This is a genomic window from Streptomyces sp. NPDC014891 (assembly GCF_043081085.1).
Taxonomy (GTDB): domain Bacteria; phylum Actinomycetota; class Actinomycetes; order Streptomycetales; family Streptomycetaceae; genus Streptomyces.
On the sequence record NZ_JBIBWF010000004.1, the window covers coordinates 408861 to 432808 of the forward strand.

Below are 23948 nucleotides of genomic sequence, written 5' to 3' on the forward strand. Positions count from 1 at the left end.
GACGGCGCCACACAGAGGAGCCCCTCCACCACAAGGTGGAGGGGCTCCTCTCGTTTCCGGGCCGCCCGGAACCGGCGGCCGGGGCGGGCCGGTCAGGCGCAGGCGGGGCAGAGCCCGCGGTAGGTCACGTCCGCCTTCGAGACCGTGAACCCGAAGCGCTCCGCGGGCGGGAGCACCGCGAGCGGATCCCCCGTCGGGTGGACGTCGCGGATGATGCCGCAGTTCGAGCAGACCAGGTGCTGGTGCGGCCGGCGGGCGTTCGGGTCGTACCGCTTCGCCCTGCCGTCGGTCGAGAGCTCGACGACCTCCCCGAGGGCCACCAGCTCGCCCAGGGTGTTGTAGACGGTCGCCCGCGCGATCTCCGGGAGGCTCTCCGCGGCGCGGGCGTGCACCTCGTCGGCCGTGAGGTGGACGTGCTCGCCCGCGAGAACCTCCGCGACCACGCGCCGCTGGGAGGTCATGCGCCAGCCACGCGCCCGCAGGCGCTCCAGCAGGTCACTCATTTTCGGCCCACCCCTTTCGAACGGTTGGCGTGGTTCTTGACTTGGACACTGTCCATTGTAGGATCGCTTCCGGCAATAGCCAAGGCACACCGCGGCTCCGGTCGGGCACGAGACACCCCACTGGTGCCCGCCCCGGCTGAGCACCGAGATCCGCCCCGTCCGGAAGGATTCCCATGTCCGAGAACCACGACGCCATCGTCACCGACCCCGCAACGCCGGAGTCGGGCGGATGCCCGGTGGCGCACGGCCGTGCCGCGCACCCGACCCAGGGCGGCGGAAACCGCCAGTGGTGGCCGGAGCGGCTCAACCTGAAGATCCTCGCCACCAACCCCGTCGTGGGGAACCCGCTCGGTGAGGAGTTCGACTACGCGGAGGCGTTCAACGCCCTCGACCTCGCGGCCGTCAAGCGCGACATCGCCGAGGTGCTCACCACCTCGCAGGACTGGTGGCCCGCCGACTTCGGCCACTACGGCCCGCTCATGATCCGCATGGCCTGGCACAGCGCCGGCACGTACCGCATCAGCGACGGCCGCGGTGGCGCCGGTGCCGGTCAGCAGCGCTTCGCGCCGCTGAACAGCTGGCCGGACAACGGCAACCTGGACAAGGCCCGCCGCCTGCTGTGGCCGGTGAAGAAGAAGTACGGCCAGAACATCTCCTGGGCCGACCTCATGATCCTCACGGGCAACGTCGCGCTGGAGACGATGGGCTTCAAGACCTTCGGCTTCGCCGGTGGCCGCGCCGACGTCTGGGAGGCCGACGAGGACGTCTACTGGGGCCCCGAGACCACCTGGCTCGGCGACGAGCGCTACACCGGCGACCGCGAGCTGGAGAGCCCCCTCGGCGCCGTCCAGATGGGCCTCATCTACGTCAACCCCGAGGGCCCCAACGGCAACCCGGACCCGATCGCCGCGGCCCGCGACATCCGCGAGACGTTCCGCCGCATGGCCATGAACGACGAGGAGACCGTCGCCCTCATCGCCGGCGGCCACACCTTCGGCAAGACCCACGGCGCCGGCCCCGCGGAGAACGTCGGCGACGACCCCGAGGCCGCTCCCCTGGAGGCGCAGGGCTTCGGCTGGGCGAACTCGTACGGCACCGGCAAGGGCGCCGACGCGATCACCAGTGGTCTGGAGGTCACCTGGACCACCACGCCCGCGCAGTGGGGCCACGACTTCTTCAAGCACCTCTTCGAGTACGAGTACGAGCTCACCCAGAGCCCGGCCGGCGCCAACCAGTGGGTGGCGAAGAACGCCGAGGCGATCATCCCCGACGCCCACGACGCGTCGAAGAAGCACCTCCCGACGATGCTCACCACCGACCTGTCGCTCCGCTTCGACCCGGCCTACGAGCAGATCTCGCGGCGCTTCTACGAGAACCCTGAGCAGTTCGCGGACGCCTTCGCCCGCGCCTGGTACAAGCTGACGCACCGTGACATGGGTCCCGTCGTCCGCTACCTCGGCCCGGAGGTGCCCTCCGAGGTCCTCCTGTGGCAGGACCCGCTGCCCGCCCGCGAGGGCGAGACCCTCGACGCGTCGGACATCGCCTCCCTCAAGGAGCAGGTCCTCGCCTCGGACCTGACCGTCGCGCAGCTGGTCTCCGCAGCCTGGGCCTCGGCCTCCTCCTTCCGCGGCAGCGACAAGCGCGGCGGCGCCAACGGCGGCCGCATCCGCCTGGAGCCGCAGCGCAACTGGGAGGTCAACAACCCGGACGAGCTCGCTCAGGTGCTCCGCACCCTCGAGGGCGTCAAGGCCTCCTTCGACGCCGCGGGCGCCAAGAAGGTCTCGATCGCCGACCTGATCGTGCTCGCGGGGGCCGCGGCCGTCGAGAAGGCCGCCAAGGACGGCGGCGTCGACATCGAGGTGCCGTTCACCCCGGGCCGCGTGGACGCCTCGCAGGACCAGACGGACGTGGAGTCCTTCGCCGCCCTGGAGCCGCAGGCCGACGGCTTCCGCAACTACCTCGGCAAGGGCAACCGCCTCCCCGCCGAGTACCTGCTGGTCGACCGCGCGAACCTGCTCACCCTGAGCGCGCCGGAGCTGACGGTCCTCGTCGGCGGCCTCCGCGTCCTGGGCGCGAACCACCAGAACTCCACGCACGGTGTCCTCACCACGGCCCCGGGCACCCTGACGAACGACTTCTTCGTCAACCTGCTCGACATGGGGACGACCTGGTCGGCGACGTCCGAGGACGCCACCGCCTACGAGGGCCGCGACTCCGCCACCGGCGAGGTCAAGTGGACGGGCACCCGCGCCGACCTGGTCTTCGGCTCGAACTCCGAGCTGCGCGCGCTGGCCGAGGTCTACGCGAGCGACGACGCGAAGAAGAAGTTCGTGACCGACTTCGTCTCCGCGTGGGACAAGGTCATGAACCTGGACCGGTTCGACACCGTCTGATCCTTCCGGTCCGGTCCGCACCCGTGCGGACCGGACCGGAAGCGGCGGACCCGTGATCTCCCAGGGCCCCGCCGGTCGGCTCCGTCGACCGGCGGGGTCTTCGCGCGCTCACGCGCGCGATCGCGGAGGCCGTCAAGGGTCGAGATCCGCTCCGAGATAGGTCATGTACCGGCCTAGATGCCTCCTAGCGTTCGTTCTCGGCAGGAACGCCTGCGGAACTCGACAAGGGAGAGCCTCGAATGACCATTCTGGTGACCGGCGGAACGGGACGCCTGGGCCGTCACATCGTCGAGCGGTTGCTGCTCACGGGCCAGAGGGTCCGCGTGCTGACCCGCGATGCGGGCGTCGCCCGGCTGCCGACGGGCGTCGAGGTGGTGGAGGGCGACCTGGAGCAGCCGTCGTCCCTGGCTGCGGCGCTGGACGGCGTCGGCGCCGTGCACCTGCTCGGCACCACGGGAGCGGACCACGCGCCACTGCGGACCGGGGGCGAGATCCTGACGATGGCAGCCGAGGCGGGCGTGCGCCGGATCACGGTCCTGTCGCCCGGCGACGGGCAGGATTTGGACGGGGCGGTGCGTGGCAGCGGTCTGGAATGGACCTTCCTCTGGCCGGTCGACCTGATGGCCAACGCCTTGGGGTGGGCCGAGGCCATCCGCACCGAGGGTCGGGTCCGTGAACCGTACGGCGACCGGCGAACCGCCTCAGTGCACGAGAGGGATGTCGCCGACGTCGTCGGCGCCATCCTGACCGAAGGCGGACACGCCGGTCAGAGCTACGTCCTGACCGGCCCTCAGGCTCTCAGCCCGGCCGACAAGACCGCCGTTCTCGCGGCGGCGACCGGCCGCGAGATCCGCTTCACGCACCTGACGGACGGGCAGGCGCGCGAGCAGTGGCGGGCTCAGGGATGGCCGGAGGAGGGCATCGACTTCATGCTGCGCATGTGGGCAGCGGTGCCCACCACGGTGGCCGATGTGACGTCTTCGGTGGAGCGTGTCACCGGCCGCCCTCCCCGGAGTTTCGCGCAGTGGGCCACGGCTCACGCCGGGACGTTCCTAAGTCACGGCTCCGCGTAGGACACCGGACCGGGTGTCGAGCATGCGCCGGCATGAACGCGACCAGGTGAGCGACCCGGCCGGCCCCGGACGCCGCCGGGCCGGTGACGGACGCCTCGGTTCCACAACCCGCGGCCCGTGTCAGGAACCGTTCCCGGGCGTTGGCACTCATGATCCATGGGTCCCGGGGCCCGGCCTCGCGGCCGGGTGCCCCCGAGCCCCGCGACGCGCGTCGGGCGCGCGCCGCGTCGAACGATTCGGAAGAAGTCGAGGATTCCCCGTGCCCCTGTCGTCGCACCGTCGCCTGGCCGTGAGCGCCACCCTGGTCGCCGCGCTCGCCGCCGGCCTCACCCCCGCCACCAGCGCGTTCGCCGCTCCCGCGGCACCCGTCCCGGCCGCCGCCGCCACGACGCCCGCGGTCCCCGCACCCGACATGGACGGCGTCGTCGCGGCGCTGAACTCGGCCATGGCCAACGGCGCCCCGGGCGCGATGGCCCGCTTCACCGGTCCCGACGGCGTCCGGACGCGTGCGGTCGGCGTCCGGGACCGGGTCTCGGGCGCGCCCATGACGGTCCATTCCCGCTTCCGGATCGGCAGCGTCAGCAAGACGTTCTCCACCGTCGTCCTGCTGCAGCTGGTGGAGGAGGGCCGGCTGGAGCTGGACGCGCCGGTGAACCGCTTCCTCCCCGGTCTGCTCCCGGACGACCGCATCACGGTCCGTCACCTGCTCACCCACCGCAGCGGTCTGGCCGACTACACGAACGCGATGTTCGAGCACACGGTGCCGGGCTTCGAGTCGGTGCGGAACCGCGTGTTCAGCTACCAGGAGCTCGTCGACCTCTCCCTCAGCGAGCCCCGGACCACCGAGCCTGGCGTGTCCTACGCGTACTCGAACACCAACTTCGTGGTGGTCGGCATGCTCATCGAGAAGGCCACCGGGCGTCCCGTGGCCGACGCGTACGAGCGCCGCATCTTCAAGCCGCTGAAGCTCCGCAACACCTCGTACGTGCACCCCGACACCCGGATCCGGGGCACGCACGTGCGCGGCTACCTCCACCCGGACGAGGAGGGCGGCGCGCTGGTGGACTCCACGGAGCAGACCGTCTCCTGGGCCCAGTCCGCCGGGGCCGTCATCTCCGACCCCGCCGACCTGAACACCTTCACGAGCGCGCTGCTGCGCGGCCGGCTGCTGTCCCCGGCGATGAGGGAGGCCATGACGACGGTCACGCCGACCGACGCCACCAACACCCGGTTCTACGGCCTCGGCCTGCGCCGCTACGACCTGTCGTGCGGTACCCGGGTCTACGGGCACACCGGCACGGTGCAGGGCTTCTACACGTACGCCTTCTCGACCGGCGACGGGCGGCGGAGTCTCGCCGCGACGGCGAACACCTCGAACCGCGGTGCCGTCAACACGGCGCTCGGCGGGACGCTGGAGGCGGCGTTCTGCGGCAAGAAGCCGGCTCCCGCGGCGTCCTCGCGGGCCGCCGCCCCGTCCACGGCCCGCGACCTCACGTCGCTGCCGGCGGAGCGGGACCTGCCCGAGCGCCGCTGAGCCGGCCCGGGGCGTCAGGCCTCGTACTCGGTGAGGTCGATCGCGTAGATCCGCAGGGGGACGTCGAAGACCGGGTGGGTCGTCTCGCGTTCCGAGGTCATGCCGAGCTTGCCGATGACGTTCTCGGAGGCCCGGTTGCTGATGTGGGTGATCGCGACGACGCGGTCGAGGCCGCGGTCCTGGAGTGCGAACTCCAGGACCGCGTGCGCGGCCTCGGAGGCGTACCCCTGTCCCCAGTACTGGCGGCCCAGCCGCCAGCCGATCTCCACGTCCGGCATGGCCTCGGGGAGGAACTCGGGCACGGACAGGCCGGCGAAGCCGATGAGTTCGCCCGAGGCGAGGAGCTCGACGGCGAAGATGCCGAAGCCCTCCTCGTCCCACTCCTCCTCGTACCGCTCGATGTCCTCGGCGGTCTCCTCCAGGTCCCGGACCGAGCCGTCCCCGATCCAGCGCATCACCTCGGGATCGGCGTTGATCTCGGCCAGCGGGACAAGGTCGTCGTCGCTCCAGGGCCGGAGCAGGAGACGGGGGGTGCGGATCTCGGTCATGCCCCCATCCTGACGCACGGGAGGAGCACCCCGCGCCACCGGCCTCCCGGTGCTCAGCCGGGCAGGGGCGCCACCACATGACCGGTGACCGAGCACACCCAGGCCGCCCCCTCGGGTGTACGGGCGGCGTGGGGGCCGGTGCGGTGGTCGGGGCAGAGCGGCCAGACCAGCCGCTCGCGGTCGGCGAGGTGGCACTGGAACCCCTCCGCGGCCGAGACGACGATGTCGACCGTGTCGAGGCCTTCCACGGTCTCGTGGCCGACCGAGACCCGGCCGATGCCGCCGGGAACGTCGGACCACTCGTGGCGCACGGGCACGTCGAGGGGGCGGCCGGTGTCCCGGCGCGCCCGGGCCAGCAGCGTGGCCACGACGCGCTCGGCGTGGACCCGCCGGTGCTCGTCCACGAGGGGCGCGAAGAGCGCGGCGGGGACGGCGCCGTTCTCGGCGAAGCCGGTCCGGAGGAACGCCCGTCCGCCCGGCGTGCCGAGCTCGGCCTCGGCGTCGAGGTCGAGGACGTGCGAGAGGCTCCGGAGCCAGGCCAGGAACGCCGGGTCGTCGGAGGCGGGGAGGGCGGCCTCGGCGCGGGCGGCCTCGGCGCGGGCGGCCTCGGGCCGCTCGGCTTCGGGGTGGTCGTGGTCCACCGCGGCGCTACTCCCCGGCCGCGAGGTCGCCGGGGTCCGTGTTGGCTCCGCAGAGGACGACGCAGACCGTCTCCCCGGGGGCCGGCCGGTAGCCGTGGTCCGCCGTGCCGTGCCCGGCCGGTGCGGTGAGGGCGGCCAGGGCGGTGGCGGCGGCGTGTTCGACGGCGAGGCGGCGGTCGTCCCACAGGGCGAGGCGGGCGCGGACGATCTCGCCGTCCGGCACCAGGACGGTGCGAACGCCGTCCCGTCGGGCGGTCGCCAGGGCGGTGGCGGAGGCCCGGCGGGCGCCGAGCGAGTCGGCGGCGACGGAGTCGACGGCCGTGTCGACGGGTTGTCCGGCCCGGAGGGCGGCGTCGAGCGCCCGGCAGTTCTCGGGTTCGACGGCGACGGTGCGGATGCCGTGGTGCAGGGCGGCGGTGGCGACGCCGGCGAGGAGACCGCCCCCGCCCACGGCGACGACGACGGTGTCGAGGTCCGGGATCCGGTCGCGGATCTCGTCGAGCAGGGTGCCGGCTCCCGCGGCGATCAGCGGATGGTCGTACGCGTGGGAGGCGAGGGCCCCGGTGTCGGCCGCGAACGCCTCGCAGGCGGCGAGCGCTTCGGCGTACTCGGTGCCGACGAGCCGGACGTCGGCGCCGTAGCCGGCGAGTCGGTCGGCCTTGACCTTCGGCGCGGTGGTCGGCAGGAAGACGGTGGCGGGGACGCGCTGGCGCAGCGCGGCCCAGGCGCAGGCGAGCCCGGCGTTGCCGCCGGAGGCGATGGTGACGCCGGCGTCGGGCAGGGTGCCCGCCTCCCGGTGGCTGAGGAGGAAGTTCTGCGCTCCGCGGGCCTTGAAGGAGCCGGTGTGCTGCAGGTGCTCCAGGGCGAAGTGGAGGGTGTAGGGCTCCGCGCCGGGCCCGGCGTCGGCCACCGTGACCGGGCGGACCTGTCCGGCGATCCGGTCGGCGGCGCGCCGGACGTCGGCGTAGTCGAGGGGCGTGGGCACGGCGGACTCCCGGTCGGGGTGCCGGGGGTCGGAGGGGAACGGAGCGCTCATGGCCACGATCCTCTCAGGGCCGGGCCGTCCCCGAGAGCGTGGCCGAGGGCCAGCGCGAAGCCCTCGGGGTTGTCCAGCGACATGTTGTGCCCCGCCCCGGGGATCTCCACGACCGGGATCCCCCACCCGGCCGCCTTCTCCGCGCCCGGGTCCGGGAGGCTCGACCGCCCGACCAGGTACGTCCGCGGGATCCCGAGTCCCGCGAGGAGGTCACCGGGCGCCGGCGTGCTCCCCTCGACCAGGGCGACGGCGCTGCGGTGCACGGCCAGCGGGTCGGCCAGCCTCATCCGGGCCGCGTAGTCGGGACGGAAGGCGAGAGCCACCATCCTGGCGAACCCGGTCGCCACGAACGTCTCCTCGTCCTGTGCCGCCACGGGGGCGCTGAACGCTCCCCCGCCCCCGTACAGGTTCGGCTCCGCCACCACGAGTCGCGCCACGAGCTCCGGACGCGAGGCCGCCAGATGGATCGTCACCGCACCCCCCATGGAGTGGCCGACGAGGTCCACCCCCGTCAGCCCGAGATGGTCGAGGACCGCCGCGACCGCCGCTGCCTGGGACTCCATGCGGTAGTCGAAGTCCGCCGGCCGGTCGCTCAGCCCGTACCCGAGCAGGTCCACGAGCAGCGCCCGGGCGCCGCCGAGCGCCGGGTGCGCCGCGATGTGCGCGAAGTCGGAGGCGGCGGTGCACCCGAGGCCGTGCACGAACACCCGCACGGGCCCGTCCCCCGCCCCGGGGAGGTCGATCCATCGGATGTGGGCCCGCTGTTCGGCGAGGAACAATTCCCGCATGCTGTGCGCTCTCCCTGTGTCGTACACGTTCTTTCGTCACGTCGGGGGCCAGCCTAGGAGTCCGGCACCGACGGTGCCGGGACGGGCCGACGGCCGTACCGGATCAAGGAGAGGGATGCACATGCCGCTCGAAGGTGAATACGAGCCCAGTCCGGAGAAGTGGGTTCGCGACCAGGTCGAGTTGTACGAGTCCTCCGGCGGGACCAAGGGGACGACCATGCGCGGCATGCCCGTCGTCCTGGTCACCAACCGAGGGGCGAAGAGCGGCAAGCTCCGCAAGACCCCGCTCATGCGCGTCGAGCACGAGGGGGCGTACGCCCTCGTCGCTTCGAACGGAGGGGCCGTCAAGCACCCCGTCTGGTACCACAACCTCGTCGCCTCGCCCCTCGTCGAGGTCCGCGACGGCACCCGGTCGTGGGACATGAAGGCCCGTCGGGTCACCGGCGAGGAGCGCGCGGCGTGGTGGGAGCGGGCGGTCGCGGCCTTCCCCGACTACGCCGACTACCAGCTCAAGACGGAGCGCGAGATCCCGGTGTTCGTGGTCGAGCCGATCGTCTAGAGCCCGCGGAACCGGACCCGGAGGGCCCGGGAAGGCCGGGACCGGACCGGGCGGGACCGTTCGTCCGGACCCGCCCGGCCGGCCCGGGCCGCCTCCGCGGCCGCGTCAGCCCCACCCCGACCAGGACGACCGCCATCCCCGCGACCACCCGCGCGGTCAGCGGTTCGCCGAGCACCAGCGCGCCCAGGCCCACCGACACGACCGGCAGCAGATAGCCGACCGTGGCGGCCGCGGTCGGGCCCTCCTCCGCGATCATCCGGTAGTTCAGATGGAACGTGAGGCCGGTGGCGAGGACCCCGAGGGCGGCGACCGCCAGCAGCCCCTCCCAGGTCACCTCCCCCGCTCCCCCGGTGGCGAGCGCGGGCGTGCTCAGGCCGGTCGCCGCCAGGAGTTGGGCGGCCGAGAGCGCCAGCGGCGCGGTGCCGCGGCCGGCGAGGCGCCGGGCCATGTAGGCGAAGGCCACGGCGTAGCTCGCGGAGGCGCCGAGGAGCGCGAGGGCGCCCCAGCTCATCAGGCCCGGGCCGTGACTCCAGGGCGCGAAGATCACCAGCACTCCGGCGAAGCCGAGGCCGAGTCCGGCCGCGCGGCCGGCGCGCAAGGGGCGTTCGGTGCCCAGAGCCAGGCCGATGAGCAGGGACCAGAGCGGGGTCGTCGCGTTGAGCACGCCCGCCACTCCGCTGTCCACGGTCTGCTCCCCGACCGAGAAGAGCAGGAACGGCAGCGCGTTGCAGAAGAGGGCGGCCACGCCGAGCCGACCCCAGGTCGCCCGGTCCCGCGGCAGCCGCTGCCCCGCCGCGCACGCGAGCACGAGGAGCACCGCGGCGCCGAGCGCGCAGCGGACGAGGGTGATCCACCCGGGGGTGAGGCCCTCGTTGAGGGAGATCTTGATCCAGAGGAAGCCCGAGCCCCAGAGCAGGGCCAGCACGCCCATGCGTGTCGCCGATGTCATGACGCCACCGTCCCGCGCCCCCATCCGGCAGGACAAGCGATGAATCATGGAGCGAGCGTTAAGCTGTGCTACATGCTGGATGTGAGACGCATGCAGGTGCTCCGGGCCGTGGTGACCAGCGGCTCGGTGACCGCCGCAGCCGCGAACCTCGGCTACACGCCCTCCGCCGTGAGCCAGCAGATCGGCGTCCTGGAGAAGGAGGCGGGCATCGCCCTGCTCGAACGGTTCGGCCGGGGGGTGCGGCCCACCGCCGCCGGACGGCTGCTCACGGAGCACGCGGCCGTCATCGGCCGCCAGGTCGCGGAGGCCGAGACGGCGCTCGCGGATCTGCGGGCGGGCCGTACCGGGCAGATCTCGGTGCGCTACTTCGCCACGGCGGGGGCGGACCTCGTGGCCCCCGCCCTGGCACGGTTCCGTACCGAACACCCGGGCGTCCGCGTCGACCTGAGGATCGCCGACGGCGCGCCGCCCGACGAGGAGGCGGACCTGACGCTCGTCGTACGCCCCCGCGGCGCCCGGCCGGACTCGGCGGGCGACGGCCTCCGGCTGGTCCATCTGCTCGACGACCCCTATCGCGCCGTGCTGCCCAAGGGGCACGCGCTGGCCGAGCGCCGGGCCGCCGTCGACCTGGCCGAGCTCGCCGGCGAACCCTGGGTGGGGAGCGAGCGCCCCGGCCCCTGCCTGGACGTCGTCCTGGACGCCTGCGCGGCGGCCGGGTTCACCCCCGACATCGCGGTGGAGTGCGAGGAGTACGCCACCGCGCAGGGGTTCGTCGCGGCCGGTCTCGGGGTCGGCCTGGTCCCCCTGACGGGGCTGGGCAGCCGCCATCCACACGTGGTCGTCCGCAAGGTCCGCGGGCCCGAGCCGGTGCGGTCGATCCACGCGGCGGTGCGGAAGTCCTCGCTGTCCCTTCCCGCCGTACGCGGCCTGCTCGCGGCGCTCCAGGGCGTCTGACCCGCCGCGAGGGGACGTCCGCCGGCTCAGGCGGGTGACAGGACGGTGAGGAGGTGGGCCACCTCCCTGGCCACGGCGGCGCGCGCCGGGGTCAGGTAGTGGCGGGGGTCCACGGCCTCGGGGTGCTCGGCCAGATGGGTGCGCACGGCACCGGTGAACGCCTTGTTGAGGTGGGTGGAGACGTTCACCTTGGTCATGCCCGCGGCGATGGCTGCGGTGAGGTCCGCGTCCGAGACGCCCGAGGAGCCGTGCAGGACGAGCGGCGTGTCGACGGCGGCACGCAGACGTGCGATGAGGTCGAAGTCCAGGACCGCGTCCCGGGTCAGCATCTGGTGGGAACTGCCGACCGCGACGGCGAGGGCGTCGACCCCGGTGGCCGCGACGAAGGCCCGGGCCTCGTCCGGGTCGGTCCGGACGCCGGGGGTGTGGGCGCCGCCCTTGCCGCCGACCTCCCCGAGTTCCGCCTCGACCCAGACGCCGTGCTGGTGGCAGTGCTCGACGACCTCGCGGGTCGCGGCCACGTTCTCGGCGTAGGGGAGCTTCGAGGCGTCGAACATGACGGAGCCCAGGCCGAGTCCGACGGCCTCGCGGACGAGGTCGGGGTTCTCGGCGTGGTCGAGGTGGACGGCGACGGGGGTCTTCGCCGCGCGGGCGACGGCGAGCGAGGCCAGGGCGACCGGCTCCAGGGCTCCGTGGTAGCGGACGGTGTTCTCGCTGATCTGGAGCACGACGGGGCGGTCGGTGCTCTCGGCGCCGGCCACGATGGCCTGGGCGTGTTCGATCTGGAGGACGTTGAACGCCCCCACACCGGTGCCCGCCGCGCGGGCGCGGCGGACGATCTCATCGGTCGGCGTCAACGGCATGGTGGTCCTTCTCCGGTGGGGTGAACGGTCGCGGGGACGGCGGGCGGCGCCGGCGGGACGGCCGGGGCCGCGTCGCGGGTGCGGCGGGGTCAGGCCTGGGCGTCGGCGAGGACGACCGACCGGGTGAGGTTGCGCGGGGTGTCGGGGTTGAGGCCCTGGGCCTCGGCGACCGCCACCGCGAGCCGCTGGGCGCGGATCAGGTCGGCGAGCGGGTCGAGGTCGCTCTCGGCGAGCGTGCCGCCGACCTTGCGCACCTCGTCCGCGAGTCCGGCGGGCAGGGTGCCGAAGCCCCAGGTGACGCGCCCGGGCCCGGTGATGCTGATGGGGCCGTGGCGGTACTCCATCGCCGGGTACGCCTCTGTCCACGCGCCCGCGGCCTCGCGCATCTTCAGTCCGGCCTCCAGGGCGAGGCCGTAGGTCCAGCCCATGCCGAGGAAGGTGAACTGCTCGGCCGCGCGGACGTCCTCGCCGAGCGGGGAGACGAGGGCCAGTTCGGCGTCCCGCGCCGCCTCCTCGACGGTGGCCACCCCGTCCGGCAGGGCGCCCTCGGCTTCGAGGTGCGCGCGGAAGAGTGCCAGCGCCGTGGTCGCGAAACGGGTCTGGACCACCGACTCCTCGTCGGCGAAGTCCAGCACGGCGACCTCGTCCGCGAGGTCCATGACCGGGGTCGTGGGGTCGGCCGTGACCGCCCCCGTGGGGATCGTGCCGCGCAGCCGGGAGAGGACGGCGAGGACCTCGCTGGTGGTGCCGGAGCGGGTGATGGCCACGACCCGGTCGTAACCGCGCCCGTAGGGGAACTCCGAGGCGGCGAAGGCGTCGGTCTCCCCGTGGCCGCCGGACTCGCGCAGTTCGGCGTAGGCCAGGGCCATGAACCAGGAGGTGCCGCACCCGATCACCGCCACGCGCTCGCCCCGCCGGGGCAGCGCGGGGGTGTGCTGGGGCAGCGTGCGGGCAGCCTGACGCCAGGTCGCCGGCTGGGAGGCGATCTCCACGGCGGTCCGAGTGGTGCTCATGCCGGTCTCCTTGCAAGAAGAGTGCACTCATATGATGGAAGATGCTTGAAGTCGATGTCATTCAAGCAGAAACATGCATGCACTTTCCAGGTCCCGCGCCTGCCTGCGGATAGAATCGGACGCGCGCACGAGCCCGAGGGAGGGACCCATGTCCAAGCACGAGCGGTGGAACACGCTCCTTGAACTGCTCGCCGCCTCGGGGAAGCTGGAGGTCGAGGAGGCCGCGACCGCGCTCGACGTCTCCGCCGCCACCATCCGGCGGGACCTAGACGAGCTCGCCGAGCAGCAGCTGTTGATACGGACGCGGGGCGGGGCGGTCGCGCACGGCGTCTCGTACGAGCTGCCGTTGCGCTACAAGTCGACGCGGCACGCGGCGGAGAAGCGGCGGATCGCGGAGGCGGCGGCCGATCTGATCGCCCCCGGCGAGGTCGTGGGGCTCAACGGCGGCACCACGACGACCGAGGTGGCGCGCGCCCTCGCCCTGCGGTTCGCGAGCGGCCGGGCGGACACCGCGGGGACGACGGGCCCCGCGCCCTCCGGGCCCGCGCTGACGGTGGTCACCAACGCGCTCAACATCGCCGGCGAGCTCGCTGTGCGCCCGCAGATCAAGATCGTCACCACCGGCGGGGTCGCCCGCCCCCAGACCTACGAACTCGTGGGCCCCCTGACGGTCGGCGTGCTCACCGAGGTCGTGCTCGACGTGGTGGTGCTGGGGGTCGACGGGGTCGACCCCGGACTGGGGGTGATGGCGCACCAGGAGGACGAGGCGAGCATCAGCCGGCTCTTCGCCGAGCGAGCGAGCCGGGTCGTCGTGGTGACCGACTCCTCGAAGATGGGGCGCCGGGCCTTCGCACGGATCTGCGGTCTGGACCGGATCGACCTCCTCGTGACGGACACGGGCATCGATGCGGAGACGGTCGCCGAGCTCACCGAGGCCGGGGTGAAGGTCCTCACCGTCTGAGCCGCCGGACTCCATTGGTACGCGGTCGAACCAATCCGAGGAGCGCCAGAGCAGCGATCTCCGGCGCCCCCGCTTGTTAACCCAGCAATTACCGCACGGATGTATACCTTTGGATCCGCCTCCCCCATCATGTCTTCGACGTGCCGCCGGGGCACGTCGAATACAGGAGAGGTGGAGCATGATTCCCATCAGCCGCAGGGGGTTCGTCGGTATCGGCGCGGGGCTCGTGGCGGGGGCGGCACTGCCGACGGCCCGCGCCTCCGCCGCCGCGCGCTCGGCGACCGGCACGCTCACCGACGTCCGGCACGTGGTGATCCTGATGCAGGAGAACCGCAGCTTCGACCACTACTTCGGGACCCTCCGCGGCGTACGGGGCTTCGGCGACCGCGCCGCGGGCAACATCCCCGGCGGCTGGGGCATGTTCAACCAGCCCGACTGGGGCGGTCGCCAGTATCCCTGGAAGCTCAGCGACACCCCGCCCGCCGGAGGGGTGGACGGCGAGACCCTGGCCCAGTGCAACGGAGACCTGCCGCACAGCTGGACCTCGCAGCACGCCGCCTGGAACAAGGGCCGTCTCGACAACTGGGTCACCGGCGTGGGCAACACCCGGTCGCTCGGGCACCTGGACCGCGAGGACATCCCGTTCCACCACGCGCTCGCCGACCAGTACACCGTCTGCGACGCGTACTTCTGTTCGGCGCTGAGCGCCACCGGACCCAACCGCACGTTCCTGTGGAGCGGGAGGATCGACGCCTCCAGCAAGGACGGCGGCGACGAGTCGGGCCTGACCTGGGAGACGTACGCGGAGGCGCTCCAGCGGGCCGGGGTGAGCTGGAAGGTCTACCAGAACGCCCAGGACAACTACGGGGACAACGGTCTCGCGTACTTCAAGAGGTTCACCGACGCGCGCCCCGGGGACCCGCTGTACGACCGCGGCATGGGCTCGGTCCCCCGGGTGACCGGCTCGACCCCGGACGACATCGCCGCCGCGATCCGCGCGGACGTCGTCGCGGGCACCCTGCCCCAGGTGTCCTGGGTGGTCGCGAGCGAGGCGTTCTCCGAGCATCCCTACGCGCCCCCCGGGGACGGCGCCCACTTCGTCGACCTCGTCTACCGGGCGCTCGCCGCCGACGCCGAGGTCTTCGACTCGACCGTGCTGTTCCTCAACTACGACGAGAACGACGGCTTCTTCGACCACGTGCCCCCGCCCGTCGCCCCTCCGGGCACCCCGGGCGAGTACCTGGACGGCGTGCCGATCGGCCTGGGCTTCCGCGTTCCCATGATTGTCATGTCCCCGTGGACCCGGGGCGGCTGGGTGAGCTCCGAGGTCTTCGACCACACGTCGGTCCTGCGCTTCATGGAGAGCTGGACGGCGGCCCTCGGCACTCCGGCCACCTGCCCGAACATCAGCGCCTGGCGGCGGAAGGTGACGGGTGACCTGACCGGCGTCTTCGACTTCGCCCGTCCCGTGTACGGCGTACCGGCCGGGCTCCCCTCCACGGCGAAGGTGATCGGCCAGGCGACCTGCGCCCCGCTGCCGAACCCCGCCCCGCAGAACAACGCCCAGCCGGCCCAGGAGCCGGGCGTCCGGCCGGCCCGCGCACTGCCGTACCAGGTGAACGGCAACCTCGACCGGTTCGAGTTCGGGGCCGCCGGCAAGATCCTGGCCTGGTTCTCGATGACGAACCAGGGCGCCGAGGCCAAGCGGGCGGCACACTTCTCCATCCATCCCCACCAGCACCGCGACACGGCCGCCTGGCAGTACACCGTCGACGCGGGCGGAACGGCGACCGACTACTTCCACATCGGCCTGGGGTCGGGTTCCGGCAAGTACGACATCTCGATGATGGGCCCCAACCGCTTCCTGCGCCGGTTCGTCGGGGACGCCTCCAAGGCCGGCAAGGCGGTCGAGGTGGCCGCCCGGTTCGCGACCGAGGCGGGCACCGGGCGGACGGCCCTGTGGTTCCGGATGACCAACGCCTCGGCCGGGCCGGTGACGTTCACGATCCGCTCGAACGCCTACCGCACCGACGGCCCCTGGACCTACACCGTCCCCGCGGGATCCTCGCGCGAGGACCACTTCAACGCCGTCGCCTACAACGACGGCTGGTACGACTTCACGATCCTGGCCGACATCGACGGAACCTGGTCGCGCCGGTACACCGGCCACATCGAGACCGGGGCCCCGAGCGTCACCGGCTGAGCACGCCGCGCGGCGGAGGGGCGGCGCCCCTCCGCCGTGCGCGGCCCTCCACGCGGACGTCCTCTCAGCGGCCGGCCTCCGCGGCACGGCGGATCGTGGCGTCGAGCAGGTCCACGGCGTCGGCCGCCGTACGGCCCGGGGCCCGGTTCCACGGCCCGATCAGGTCGTGCCAGCCCCGGGCGCGGAGCTCCGTCATGATCCAGGCGGCGGCCTCGTTCATCGTCGTCGCGCTGCCGTGGCCGAGACGGTGCGCGGCGAGGAGCGCACCGCAGACGCAGCGGGCCCCGCGGGCGTCGCGCAGCTTGTACGGGGCGTTCTGCCAGCCCCACTCGGTCAGTACCAGGCGCGCGTAGCCGAGGTGAACCGAGGGGCGCAGCTCGGGCCGGCCGACGCGACGCCAGACGTGCAGCCGGTCGGGCAGGACGGCAGCGAGCCGGCCGGGCAGCCGGCGCTCGGCGGGAGGGGGCGGCGGCAGGGCGTCGAGCGCGTCGGCGACGAGCCGGTCCACCGGAACGGAGAGGAGGGCGCGCCACTCCTCCGCGGCGGGCGCGGACGGCGTCCGGTCGGTCCAGTCGGCGACGACGCGCTGCCAGGTGGCGCTGTCGAAGAGGGCGGCGGCCTCGCGGTCGAGGGCGTCCGGGTCGAGGCCTTCGGGGGCGAGGCCTTCGGGGATCAGCAGGGGGGCGGCGGGTGACATCCGGGCGGCTCCTCGGTCGGGGTCTCTTCACCTTTCACGAAGAATGTCGGTTTCGCGATGTATGCCCTTGAGTGCCCCTGAGACCGACCCCGCCTTTCCAGCCCGTTGCGCCATCAATGGAATTAACCAGAACATTCGGACATAGAGCACCTGGTGACGCGACTCACTCCGCCGGGAACGCGCCGGTGATCGACATTCCCGCAGGCCTTACCGGGCAAGAAAGTTCGCTCCGCCGACGTCAGGGGCGATCATGAGTTCCGGTAATTCAGTGATCCTTTCGCCGACTTCCGGACTCAGATCCTCTTGTTCTCCGTCGCACAGGTGGCCTACGGTCACCTCCATTCGAGCGGATCGCCGAATCCTGCCACTGCTCGAAATACCTCCCTTTCACCCGACGGCAGGAGCGGGGGACCCACGAATACGCCGGCCGGGATTCCGGAACGGCTCGGGGTGAAGCCGCGTGCGCGCGGCCGGACATCTCCAGTCCGAACCCGACAGCTCACCCCGAAGGCGCCGGAGAGGAATCCCGTCATGCCTGCTCACGGTAAGCACCGCCGTCCCCGCCGCCCCGTCTCCCGTGGACTCGCGCTGGTCGGCACAGGTGGCGCCGCCCTCGCGCTCCCGCTGATCGCCCCGGCCGTGGCCGGCGCCGCGCCCGCCTCCGGAGCCCCGGACATCGCGCCGAAGGCCATCACCGCCCCCGCCGCCCCGGCCGCCGCCAAGGCCGCGCCGAAGGCGCCCACCGCCAGGGCCGCAGCGCGCACCTACACGGTCGTCAGCGGCGACTCGCTTTCCCTCATCGCGCAGAAGAAGGGAATTCAGGGCGGCTGGAAGGACCTTTACCAGGCCAACAAGAGCGCCGTGGGTGACAATCCGTCACTCATTCACCCCGGCCTTGAACTGACGCTTCATCGGAATTCCGCCAAGGCCGCCCCGGAGGAGGCGAAGAAGACCGCTTCGGCCGAACGGGCGAGCCGCTCCGAGCGCCGCAGCGCCGCTCCGGCCGCCGCCGGCACCGGCGCCTCGGCCGCCGCCCCCGCCGCCGCGTCCGCCCCGGTCCAGGCGGCGCCCGTCGCCGCCACCCAGTACGCGGACAACCTCGACGGCTGGATCCGCGAGTCGCTGGACATCATGGCCCAGCGCGGGATCCCCGGCTCCTACGAGGGGATCCACCGCAACATCATGCGGGAGTCCTCCGGCAACCCCCAGGCCATCAACCTCTGGGACTCCAACGCCGTGGCCGGCACCCCCTCCAAGGGCCTGCTCCAGGTGATCGAGCCGACCTTCCTCGCCTACCACGTGCCCGGCACCTCGACGGACCTGTTCGACCCGGTCGCCAACATCACCGCCGCCTGCAACTACGCGGCCGACCGCTACGGCTCCATCGACAACGTCAACGGCGCCTACTGATCACGGAAGTGCCCGGTGAACCAGGAGGTGGCGAGCTCCGCCACCTCCTCCAGGGCCCCGGGCTCCTCGAAGAGGTGTGTGGCGCCCTCCACGACCTCCAGCCGGCTCTCGCAGCGGAGCAGCGACTCCGCCCGCCGGTTGAGGTCGAGGACCAGCGCGTCCCGCCCTCCGACCACGAGGAGCGTCGGGGCCTTCACCCGCGCCAGGTGGTCGGCCGCGAGGTCCGGCCGGCCACCGCGTGACACGACGGCGGCCACCGGTGAGCCGGGGTCGCCCGCCGCCCAGAGCGCGGCCGCCGCTCCCGTACTGGCCCCGAAGGAGCCCAGCGGAAGGCCCGCGCTCTCCGGTCGCCCCGCGAGCCACTCCGTGGCCCGGGCCAGCCTCCCGGCGAGCAGCGGGGTGTCGAAGACGTGCGCCCGGTCCCCCGCCTCCGCCTCGGTGAGGAGATCGAACAGCAGGGTGCCGAGGCCCGCCCGGTTGAGAGCTGCCGCCACCGCCCGATTCCGGGGGCTGCGCCGGCTGCTCCCGCTCCCGTGGGCGAACAGGACGACACCCAAGGCGTCCTCGGGCACCGCGAGCCGCCCCGCCAGCGTGACGCGGTCGTCCACGGGGATCCGTACGTCCCCGTCCCGGACGACCGGCCCGTGCGCGGCCCGGATCCGGTCCAGACAGGCCACGACCTCCGCGTCCGGGGTCTGACTGAAGTCCCCGTAGAACTGTCCGATCGCCGAGAACGCCTCGGGTGCGTGCACGCTCACCGTCTCGTCGGCCTCGCCACCAAGTCTCGCCTTCCACCCGCGGGGCGCCACCGGCACCGCCAGGACGATCCGTCCCGCGCCCCGGGCCCGCACCACCCGGCAGGCCGCGAGGGCCGTGGCGCCCGTGGCGAGACCGTCGTCCACGATCAGGACGGTCCGGCCCTCCAGCGGAACGGAGGGTCTGCTGCCCCGGTAGCGGTCGGCCCGCTGGTCGAGCTCCTCGTGCTCGCGCCGCTCGACCGCCGCGAGATCCCGCGCCCCCACCCCGGCCTCGGCCAGCACCCGCTCGTTCACCACACGCACGCCGCCTTCGCCGAGCGCGCCCATCGCCAGCTCGGGCTGTCGGGGCACACCCAGCTTCCGGACGAGGCAGACGTCCAGCGGGGCGTCCAGGGCGTCGGCCACCTCCGCCGCCACCGGAACCCCGCCGCGCGGCAGACCGAGCACCACGAGGTCATGTCCTCTGAGGTGGTCGAGGCGGGCGGCCAGCTGCCGACCGGCATCGGTTCGATCACTGAAGAGCATGGGCCCGCGTCCTTCCGCCCGCACGGCTCCGGGCGGGGAGAGGAGCGCCCCGCTCGGCCCCCGCCCGTCCCTCCAGGGTAAGGCGCGCCTTCCCCCGCGGTCGGGTGAGCGGCCGGTCAGCGGGACTGGAGGGCGTCGAGCGCGACGGCCTGGGCTATCGCCAGGCGCCGATCGAGCTCGGGGTCCGCTATGTCCAGAACGTACCGGTCACGGAGCCCGAAGACCTTGTCGACCGACATCACCGCACGGCCCGACTCGGTGAAGTCGAAGTGGTACGGCACGACGAAGGGCAGCAGGTCGGTGAAGGGGAGCAGCTCCCAGGCGCGCCGCAGCAGTGCGATGCCCCCGCTGCGCTCCTGCCCCGTGGTCTCCCCCTCGGCTCCCTCGCGGCTGAGGTGCCAGGTGCTGCGCAGCAGGGAGGCACCGAAGTTCTTGCGGAAGCCGCCCAGCCGGGTGCCGGACGCGCCGTGCACGTCGTAGGTCGCACCCAGGTCGATCACCTGGCGGGCCTTGAAGGTGAAGAGGACCTGGCGCTGGGACTCGTCGGTGTAGAAGGTGACCTGCTCCTTGAACGCCATCCTCTTCTGGTGGGCGAAGGCGACGAGCTCCCCCTCGGCCCCGTCCGCTCCTGCGGTGTGCACGAGGTAGCGGTTGGCCATGGGCGTCACCTTCTGCCGGACGAGGAAACGGTGCTGCGTCTGCGCGAGGCCCATCGGACGTGCTCCTGCCGATCGTGGGCGGGCCGTCGGAGGGCCGCCCCATGAGGTCGTGAGCACGATGATCCGCCCCGTGGGCGTCCCGCCGCTGTCCTCGAAAGTCGTCGTCCCGCGAGACGTTCGGATGAGAGGCGGAGGAGAGGCGGAGCGGACGCCCCGGGCGTGCCCTGCCTCCCCCTGAAGCTCCTCCCGAACGTGACCCTCACCCTGAACCTGACCCTGAGGCTTCAGCCCGCCCAAGCCCCGACCCGCCCCGCCCCGTCAGGCCGCGAGAAAGGCCTCGATGGCCTCCGCCAGGGCCTGCGGGGTCTCCTCGGGCGCGTAGTGACCGGCGTCCTTGATGACCTCCAGGCGCGCGTTGGGGTACCAGCGCAGCCAGGTCGCCTCCATCGCCGCGGCCCCGAGCGCCGGGTCGTGGGCGCCGACGACGAGCAGGACCGGAGCCGGGTTGTCGCGCACGCGCTCATGGAAGTCGGTGCGCGACCAGGAGTCCAGGTAGGCACGGAAGGCGGTCGCGGAGGAGCGTCGGAGGGAGCGCTCGACCAGGGCGCTCAGCCAGGCGTCGTCGTACCGGCCGCCGGTGGTGGTGTCGATGATCGCGCGCCGGTTGCCGGCCTCCTCGGCGGCGCCGGCGAAGAGGTCCCAGGTGTCGTCGTCCATGGGGAAGCCGGCCGCCGAGACGGGCGAGATCCCGATGATCGAACGGACGCGTTCGGGCGCCTCCAGGAGCATCAGCTGCGCCGCCTTGCCGCCCATCGAGTGGCCCACGACGGAGAAGGAGTCCCAGCCGAGGTCGTCCGCGACCGCGAGCGCGTCCGCCGCGACCTCCTCCATCGTGTAGGCCCCCGCGTGGTCGACGGCTTCGCCGTAGCCGCGGCAGTCGACGAAGGCGTAGGTGCCGGCGGCGTCGTCCAGATGGGCCCGCAGCGGGGCGAAGCTGGTGCGGTCGCCGAACCAGTTGTGCAGCACGAGGGCCCTCCGCGGTCCCGCGCCCTGCACCTCGTACGGAAGAACCCGGTCGGTCATTCTGTCCCCTGGTCGTGAAGTGGGTGCCGTGCGCCCGCGGCGCCGGTCGACGACCGAGTGTGACGGTCCGGACGCAGGGGGTCAACACCCCGTGCCGCCCCGGCGGCCGTGCGGGGCGGGCCCGGGATGCGGCGCCTTTCCGGTGGGGCGCATCCTGGCTGTGTGACCTTGCACGGCACGTCCGGCCGCCCCGGCCCGGCCGGCAGCACCGGGCGTCCGTCCGGGAGGGGAACTGCCGACGGGCCGCCCTCCGGCGCGCTGACCTGGACGCTCGCGGAGGCCGCGCTGCGGGCCGTCGACGAGGTCGGAGGGTATGCGGGCGGGGTGTATCTGCGGTCCGGGACCCCGGGGCTGCTGCGGATGGCGACCCTGGTGGGACTGCCGGGTCCGCTGTTCCGCCCGTGGTTCCGGATGCACACGAACCGACCGTTCCCGGTCGCCGAGGTCCACCGCTCGGGGCAGTCCGTGCACCTGCACGACGTCGAGGAGGCGATGCGGCGGTTTCCCCAGCTGGTCGCCAGCCTGCCGTTCCCGTTCGCCTCGCTGTACGCGCCTGTCGTCGCCGGCCGTGAGCGGTTCGGCGTCCTGGTGGTGCTGCGGGCGCCGACGCCCGGGGCTCCGGTGGAGGCGCGCGACCGGAACCGGATGACCAGGGGCGGGCTGCACCTGGGCGAGGCCCTGGCCGACCTGGCCCGGCAGGGGACGGCTCTGGAGTGGCCGGGCGATCCGGTGTGCGTGCAGCTCTCGACCTCGGGCGCGCCGCCGGTCCGCTTCGGAGCCTTCGAGTGGGACCTCGACAGCGGGATGGTGACCCTGGACGACGGCCTCCTGGCGATCCTCGGCGCGGAGGTGCCCTCGCCCTGCCCGATCGACGTCCTCACGGCGCTCCTGGAGCCCGAGGACGGCTACGCCCTGTGGGCGGCGGCCCGGCAGGCCACGGGGCCCGACGGTCGCCCGGTGGTCCGCCGGATCCGGCTGAAGGGCCCGGACGGGGGCCTCCACCTCCTGGAGGTATCCACGCGGGCGCGGCACACGGCACCGCATCCCACGACGCCCGCGACCCCTCGCATGGACGGGTCGGGGGCGCCGCGGCTGGGAGTCGGCGGTGTCCCCACCGGTCTGCGGCTCACCTGCACCCTCGTCGACCTCGGGACCGGTCTGATCGGTTCCGACGCCACCGACCGGCTGCCGCGGGCGATCCTGGCGATCGACCGCCTCGGGCGCGTCACGTACGTCAACGAGCTGACGGAGCGGCTGCTCGGCCGCCCGCGCGCGGCTCTGGCGGGCCGGCCGCTGTGGGAGGCCCTGCCCTGGTTCGCTCAGCCGTTCCACGAGGAGCAGCTGCGGGCCGCGATGGTCTCCGGTGAGCCGGTGCGCTTCCTGGCCCGTCCGGAGCGGAGCCAGTGGCTCTCGGTCTCGCTCCATCCCGGGCGGGACGGCGTGACCATGGTGCTGCTGCCCGAGAACGACCCGGTCCGGCCGAAGCAGGTGGCGAAGGGCGGCACCGGGCCGACGACCGACACCCTGTCCCTGCCCGACGACCAGGTCTCGGCGCTCTACCGTCCGGTGGCCCTGGCGATCGCCCTCTCCGAGGCGGTGACGGCCCGTCAGGTGTCGGCGGTGGTGACGGAGGAGCTCCTGCCGGCGTTCGGCGGACGCCAGCTGGCCATCTACCTGCTGAGCGACCGCCGGCTGTACCTGGCCTGGGAGACGGGCTTCCCGCCCGGCTTCCTCGAACCCTTCGACGGCGTGGCGCTGGACGCGCACGTGCCCGGCGTGGAGACGCTCACCACGGGCCGGCCGCTGTTCTTCGAGTCGATGGAGCAGCTGGGCCTCAGGTATCCGGGGCTGCCGCTGGACGCGCACTCGGGGGCGCGCGCGTTCCTCCCCCTGATCGCCTCCGGTCGGCCGGTCGGCTCGTGCATCCTCGGGTTCGACCGGCCGCGCGGCTTCAGCTCGGAGGAGCGGACCGTGCTCACGGCCCTCGCGGGCCTGATCGCGCAGGCGCTGGAGCGGGCCCAGCGCTACGACACGGAGTCGGCGGTGGCCCGGGGACTCCAGGACGCGCTGCTCCCCCACCGGCTGCCGGTCTGGGAGGGGGTGGAGACGGTCGGACGCTATCTGCCGGGCACGCAGGGCATGGACGTCGGCGGCGACTGGTACGACGTCATCGAGACGGGGCGGGACCGGCTGGCGCTCGTGATCGGCGACGTCCAGGGGCACGGGGTGGCGGCCGCCGCCACGATGGGTCAGCTGCGGAGCGCCGTACGGGCCTTCGCGCTGGCGGGCCACCGGCCGCAGGACGTCATGAGGGGCACCAACCGGCTGCTCATCGACCTGGATCCCGGGCAGTTCGCCAGCTGTTGCTACGTGCTCCTCGATCCGGGGTCGGGGGAGCTGCGGGCGGTGCGGGCGGGGCATCCGCCGCCCTTGCTGCTGCACCCCGACGGGACGGCGCAGCGGGTGGAGCTGGCGGGCGGGATGGTGCTGGGGATCGACGGCCGTGCCTCGTACCCGGTGACCCGGTTGCGGCTGGAGCCCGGTGCGGTGCTCGCGCTGTTCACGGACGGGCTCGTGGAGAAGCCGGGCCAGGACATCGACGACGGGATCGCGCGGCTGGGCGGTGCGCTCGCCGCGGCCCATGCGCTGCCGCTCTCGGAGGCCGCCGACCGGGTCATCCGGGACGCGCGCCAGGCGACCTCGCGCCCGGACGACATCGCGCTGCTGCTGGCGGCGCGGCGGCCGGAGCACGGCTGAGGGTCACCCGGTCGGGCCTGCGGCGCTGGTCGTGCGCCGGG

21 protein-coding genes and 1 riboswitch are annotated in these 23948 nt (G+C 73.2%); of the genes, 9 read left to right on the forward strand and 12 right to left on the reverse strand.

All coding sequences use genetic code 11. The features are described from left to right. Window positions 1-92: 92 nt before the first annotated feature. Entirely contained in the window at window positions 93-503 is a 411-nt protein-coding gene (locus tag ACF09E_RS13790) for a transcriptional repressor (protein WP_361853998.1), read from the reverse strand. Between the two features lie 173 nt (window positions 504-676). Here ACF09E_RS13790 and katG point away from each other — a divergent pair, with 173 nt between their 5' ends. The 3 genes from katG (at window position 677) to ACF09E_RS13805 (ending at window position 5503) form a co-directional block, all read left to right on the forward strand. Then, complete coding sequence (gene katG, locus ACF09E_RS13795; protein ID WP_392205368.1) at window positions 677-2896, forward strand: catalase/peroxidase HPI; 2220 nt, start codon at window positions 677-679, stop codon at window positions 2894-2896. 239 nt (window positions 2897-3135) lie between these two features. Then, entirely contained in the window at window positions 3136-3969 is an 834-nt protein-coding gene (locus ACF09E_RS13800; protein ID WP_392205369.1) for an NAD(P)H-binding protein, read from the forward strand. A 259-nt stretch (window positions 3970-4228) separates the two neighbouring features. After that, window positions 4229-5503, forward strand: a complete 1275-nt coding sequence (locus tag ACF09E_RS13805; protein WP_392205370.1) for a serine hydrolase domain-containing protein — start codon at window positions 4229-4231, stop codon at window positions 5501-5503. Window positions 5504-5517: 14 nt separating this feature from the next. On the opposite strand, the gene ACF09E_RS13810 is transcribed toward ACF09E_RS13805, so the two are convergent. Genes ACF09E_RS13810 through ACF09E_RS13825 form a run of 4 tightly spaced genes read right to left on the reverse strand, consistent with a single transcriptional unit; the run spans window position 5518 to window position 8516 of the window. Next, window positions 5518-6051, reverse strand: coding sequence for a GNAT family N-acetyltransferase (locus tag ACF09E_RS13810; RefSeq protein WP_392205371.1), 534 nt, complete (start codon window positions 6049-6051; stop codon window positions 5518-5520). A 53-nt stretch (window positions 6052-6104) separates the two neighbouring features. Then, window positions 6105-6692, reverse strand: a complete 588-nt coding sequence (locus ACF09E_RS13815; protein ID WP_392205372.1) for a hypothetical protein — start codon at window positions 6690-6692, stop codon at window positions 6105-6107. A gap of 7 nt (window positions 6693-6699) precedes the next feature. After that, window positions 6700-7728, reverse strand: coding sequence for a serine/threonine dehydratase (locus tag ACF09E_RS13820; RefSeq protein ID WP_392205373.1), 1029 nt, complete (start codon window positions 7726-7728; stop codon window positions 6700-6702). Further along, window positions 7725-8516, reverse strand: a complete 792-nt coding sequence (locus ACF09E_RS13825; RefSeq protein ID WP_392205374.1) for an alpha/beta fold hydrolase — start codon at window positions 8514-8516, stop codon at window positions 7725-7727. Before ACF09E_RS13825 ends, ACF09E_RS13820 begins: the two co-directional genes overlap by 4 nt. Before the next feature lie 121 nt (window positions 8517-8637). On the opposite strand from ACF09E_RS13825, the gene ACF09E_RS13830 reads away from it, so the two are divergent. Beyond that, a complete protein-coding gene (locus tag ACF09E_RS13830; protein ID WP_361851472.1) occupies window positions 8638-9075 on the forward strand; it encodes a nitroreductase family deazaflavin-dependent oxidoreductase in 438 nt (145 codons plus the stop codon). Here ACF09E_RS13830 and ACF09E_RS13835 read toward each other — a convergent pair. Beyond that, entirely contained in the window at window positions 9026-10024 is a 999-nt protein-coding gene (locus tag ACF09E_RS13835; RefSeq protein WP_392205375.1) for a DMT family transporter, read from the reverse strand. The genes ACF09E_RS13830 and ACF09E_RS13835 overlap by 50 nt on opposite strands. Before the next feature lie 72 nt (window positions 10025-10096). On the opposite strand from ACF09E_RS13835, the gene ACF09E_RS13840 reads away from it, so the two are divergent. Continuing rightward, a complete protein-coding gene (locus ACF09E_RS13840; protein WP_392205376.1) occupies window positions 10097-10978 on the forward strand; it encodes a LysR family transcriptional regulator in 882 nt (293 codons plus the stop codon). 26 nt (window positions 10979-11004) lie between these two features. On the opposite strand, the gene ACF09E_RS13845 is transcribed toward ACF09E_RS13840, so the two are convergent. Both ACF09E_RS13845 and ACF09E_RS13850 read right to left on the reverse strand, forming a co-directional pair. Beyond that, the gene (locus ACF09E_RS13845) at window positions 11005-11841 is read right to left on the reverse strand and encodes a ketose-bisphosphate aldolase (protein ID WP_392205377.1); all 837 of its coding nucleotides are present in this window, start codon (window positions 11839-11841) and stop codon (window positions 11005-11007) included. Between the two features lie 89 nt (window positions 11842-11930). Beyond that, a complete protein-coding gene (locus tag ACF09E_RS13850; protein ID WP_392205378.1) occupies window positions 11931-12854 on the reverse strand; it encodes an SIS domain-containing protein in 924 nt (307 codons plus the stop codon). Window positions 12855-13002: 148 nt separating this feature from the next. On the opposite strand from ACF09E_RS13850, the gene ACF09E_RS13855 reads away from it, so the two are divergent. Next, window positions 13003-13815, forward strand: coding sequence for a DeoR/GlpR family DNA-binding transcription regulator (locus tag ACF09E_RS13855; RefSeq protein ID WP_392205379.1), 813 nt, complete (start codon window positions 13003-13005; stop codon window positions 13813-13815). A 178-nt stretch (window positions 13816-13993) separates the two neighbouring features. After that, window positions 13994-16018, forward strand: a complete 2025-nt coding sequence (locus ACF09E_RS13860; RefSeq protein WP_392205380.1) for a phosphocholine-specific phospholipase C — start codon at window positions 13994-13996, stop codon at window positions 16016-16018. A gap of 64 nt (window positions 16019-16082) precedes the next feature. Here ACF09E_RS13860 and ACF09E_RS13865 read toward each other — a convergent pair whose 3' ends face one another. After that, complete coding sequence (locus ACF09E_RS13865) at window positions 16083-16715, reverse strand: hypothetical protein (RefSeq protein ID WP_392205381.1); 633 nt, start codon at window positions 16713-16715, stop codon at window positions 16083-16085. Between the two features lie 342 nt (window positions 16716-17057). Further along, window positions 17058-17241, forward strand: a riboswitch (cyclic di-AMP (ydaO/yuaA leader). 5 nt (window positions 17242-17246) lie between these two features. Here ACF09E_RS13865 and ACF09E_RS13870 point away from each other — a divergent pair. Beyond that, window positions 17247-18125 carry a transglycosylase SLT domain-containing protein gene (locus ACF09E_RS13870; protein WP_392205382.1) on the forward strand — a complete coding sequence of 293 codons (879 nt, stop codon included), beginning with the start codon at window positions 17247-17249 and terminating at the stop codon, window positions 18123-18125. Here ACF09E_RS13870 and ACF09E_RS13875 read toward each other — a convergent pair. From ACF09E_RS13875 to ACF09E_RS13885, 3 genes are all read right to left on the reverse strand, one after another. After that, window positions 18119-19408, reverse strand: a complete 1290-nt coding sequence (locus tag ACF09E_RS13875) for an alpha/beta family hydrolase (protein ID WP_392205383.1) — start codon at window positions 19406-19408, stop codon at window positions 18119-18121. The genes ACF09E_RS13870 and ACF09E_RS13875 overlap by 7 nt on opposite strands. A 116-nt stretch (window positions 19409-19524) precedes the next feature. After that, window positions 19525-20121, reverse strand: a complete 597-nt coding sequence (locus ACF09E_RS13880) for a hypothetical protein (RefSeq protein WP_392205384.1) — start codon at window positions 20119-20121, stop codon at window positions 19525-19527. Window positions 20122-20385: 264 nt separating this feature from the next. Beyond that, window positions 20386-21150, reverse strand: a complete 765-nt coding sequence (locus ACF09E_RS13885; protein ID WP_392205385.1) for an alpha/beta fold hydrolase — start codon at window positions 21148-21150, stop codon at window positions 20386-20388. A 162-nt stretch (window positions 21151-21312) separates the two neighbouring features. Here ACF09E_RS13885 and ACF09E_RS13890 point away from each other — a divergent pair, with 162 nt between their 5' ends. Further along, on the forward strand, window positions 21313-23907 hold the full coding sequence (locus ACF09E_RS13890; protein WP_392205386.1) for a SpoIIE family protein phosphatase: 2595 nt from the start codon (window positions 21313-21315) through the stop codon (window positions 23905-23907). The last annotated feature ends 41 nt before the right edge of the window (window positions 23908-23948 follow it).

Coding starts and splice junctions, on each gene's coding strand:
- ACF09E_RS13790 (WP_361853998.1), bottom strand. CDS start 503: ATGAGTGACCTGCTGGAGCGCCTGCGGGCGCGTGGCTGGCGCATGACC.
- katG (WP_392205368.1), top strand. CDS start 677: ATGTCCGAGAACCACGACGCCATCGTCACCGACCCCGCAACGCCGGAG.
- ACF09E_RS13800 (WP_392205369.1), top strand. CDS start 3,136: ATGACCATTCTGGTGACCGGCGGAACGGGACGCCTGGGCCGTCACATC.
- ACF09E_RS13810 (WP_392205371.1), bottom strand. CDS start 6,051: ATGACCGAGATCCGCACCCCCCGTCTCCTGCTCCGGCCCTGGAGCGAC.
- ACF09E_RS13820 (WP_392205373.1), bottom strand. CDS start 7,728: ATGAGCGCTCCGTTCCCCTCCGACCCCCGGCACCCCGACCGGGAGTCC.
- ACF09E_RS13825 (WP_392205374.1), bottom strand. CDS start 8,516: ATGCGGGAATTGTTCCTCGCCGAACAGCGGGCCCACATCCGATGGATC.
- ACF09E_RS13830 (WP_361851472.1), top strand. CDS start 8,638: ATGCCGCTCGAAGGTGAATACGAGCCCAGTCCGGAGAAGTGGGTTCGC.
- ACF09E_RS13835 (WP_392205375.1), bottom strand. CDS start 10,024: ATGACATCGGCGACACGCATGGGCGTGCTGGCCCTGCTCTGGGGCTCG.
- ACF09E_RS13840 (WP_392205376.1), top strand. CDS start 10,097: ATGCTGGATGTGAGACGCATGCAGGTGCTCCGGGCCGTGGTGACCAGC.
- ACF09E_RS13845 (WP_392205377.1), bottom strand. CDS start 11,841: ATGCCGTTGACGCCGACCGATGAGATCGTCCGCCGCGCCCGCGCGGCG.
- ACF09E_RS13850 (WP_392205378.1), bottom strand. CDS start 12,854: ATGAGCACCACTCGGACCGCCGTGGAGATCGCCTCCCAGCCGGCGACC.
- ACF09E_RS13855 (WP_392205379.1), top strand. CDS start 13,003: ATGTCCAAGCACGAGCGGTGGAACACGCTCCTTGAACTGCTCGCCGCC.
- ACF09E_RS13860 (WP_392205380.1), top strand. CDS start 13,994: ATGATTCCCATCAGCCGCAGGGGGTTCGTCGGTATCGGCGCGGGGCTC.
- ACF09E_RS13865 (WP_392205381.1), bottom strand. CDS start 16,715: ATGTCACCCGCCGCCCCCCTGCTGATCCCCGAAGGCCTCGCCCCCGAA.
- ACF09E_RS13870 (WP_392205382.1), top strand. CDS start 17,247: ATGCCTGCTCACGGTAAGCACCGCCGTCCCCGCCGCCCCGTCTCCCGT.
- ACF09E_RS13875 (WP_392205383.1), bottom strand. CDS start 19,408: ATGCTCTTCAGTGATCGAACCGATGCCGGTCGGCAGCTGGCCGCCCGC.
- ACF09E_RS13880 (WP_392205384.1), bottom strand. CDS start 20,121: ATGGGCCTCGCGCAGACGCAGCACCGTTTCCTCGTCCGGCAGAAGGTG.
- ACF09E_RS13885 (WP_392205385.1), bottom strand. CDS start 21,150: ATGACCGACCGGGTTCTTCCGTACGAGGTGCAGGGCGCGGGACCGCGG.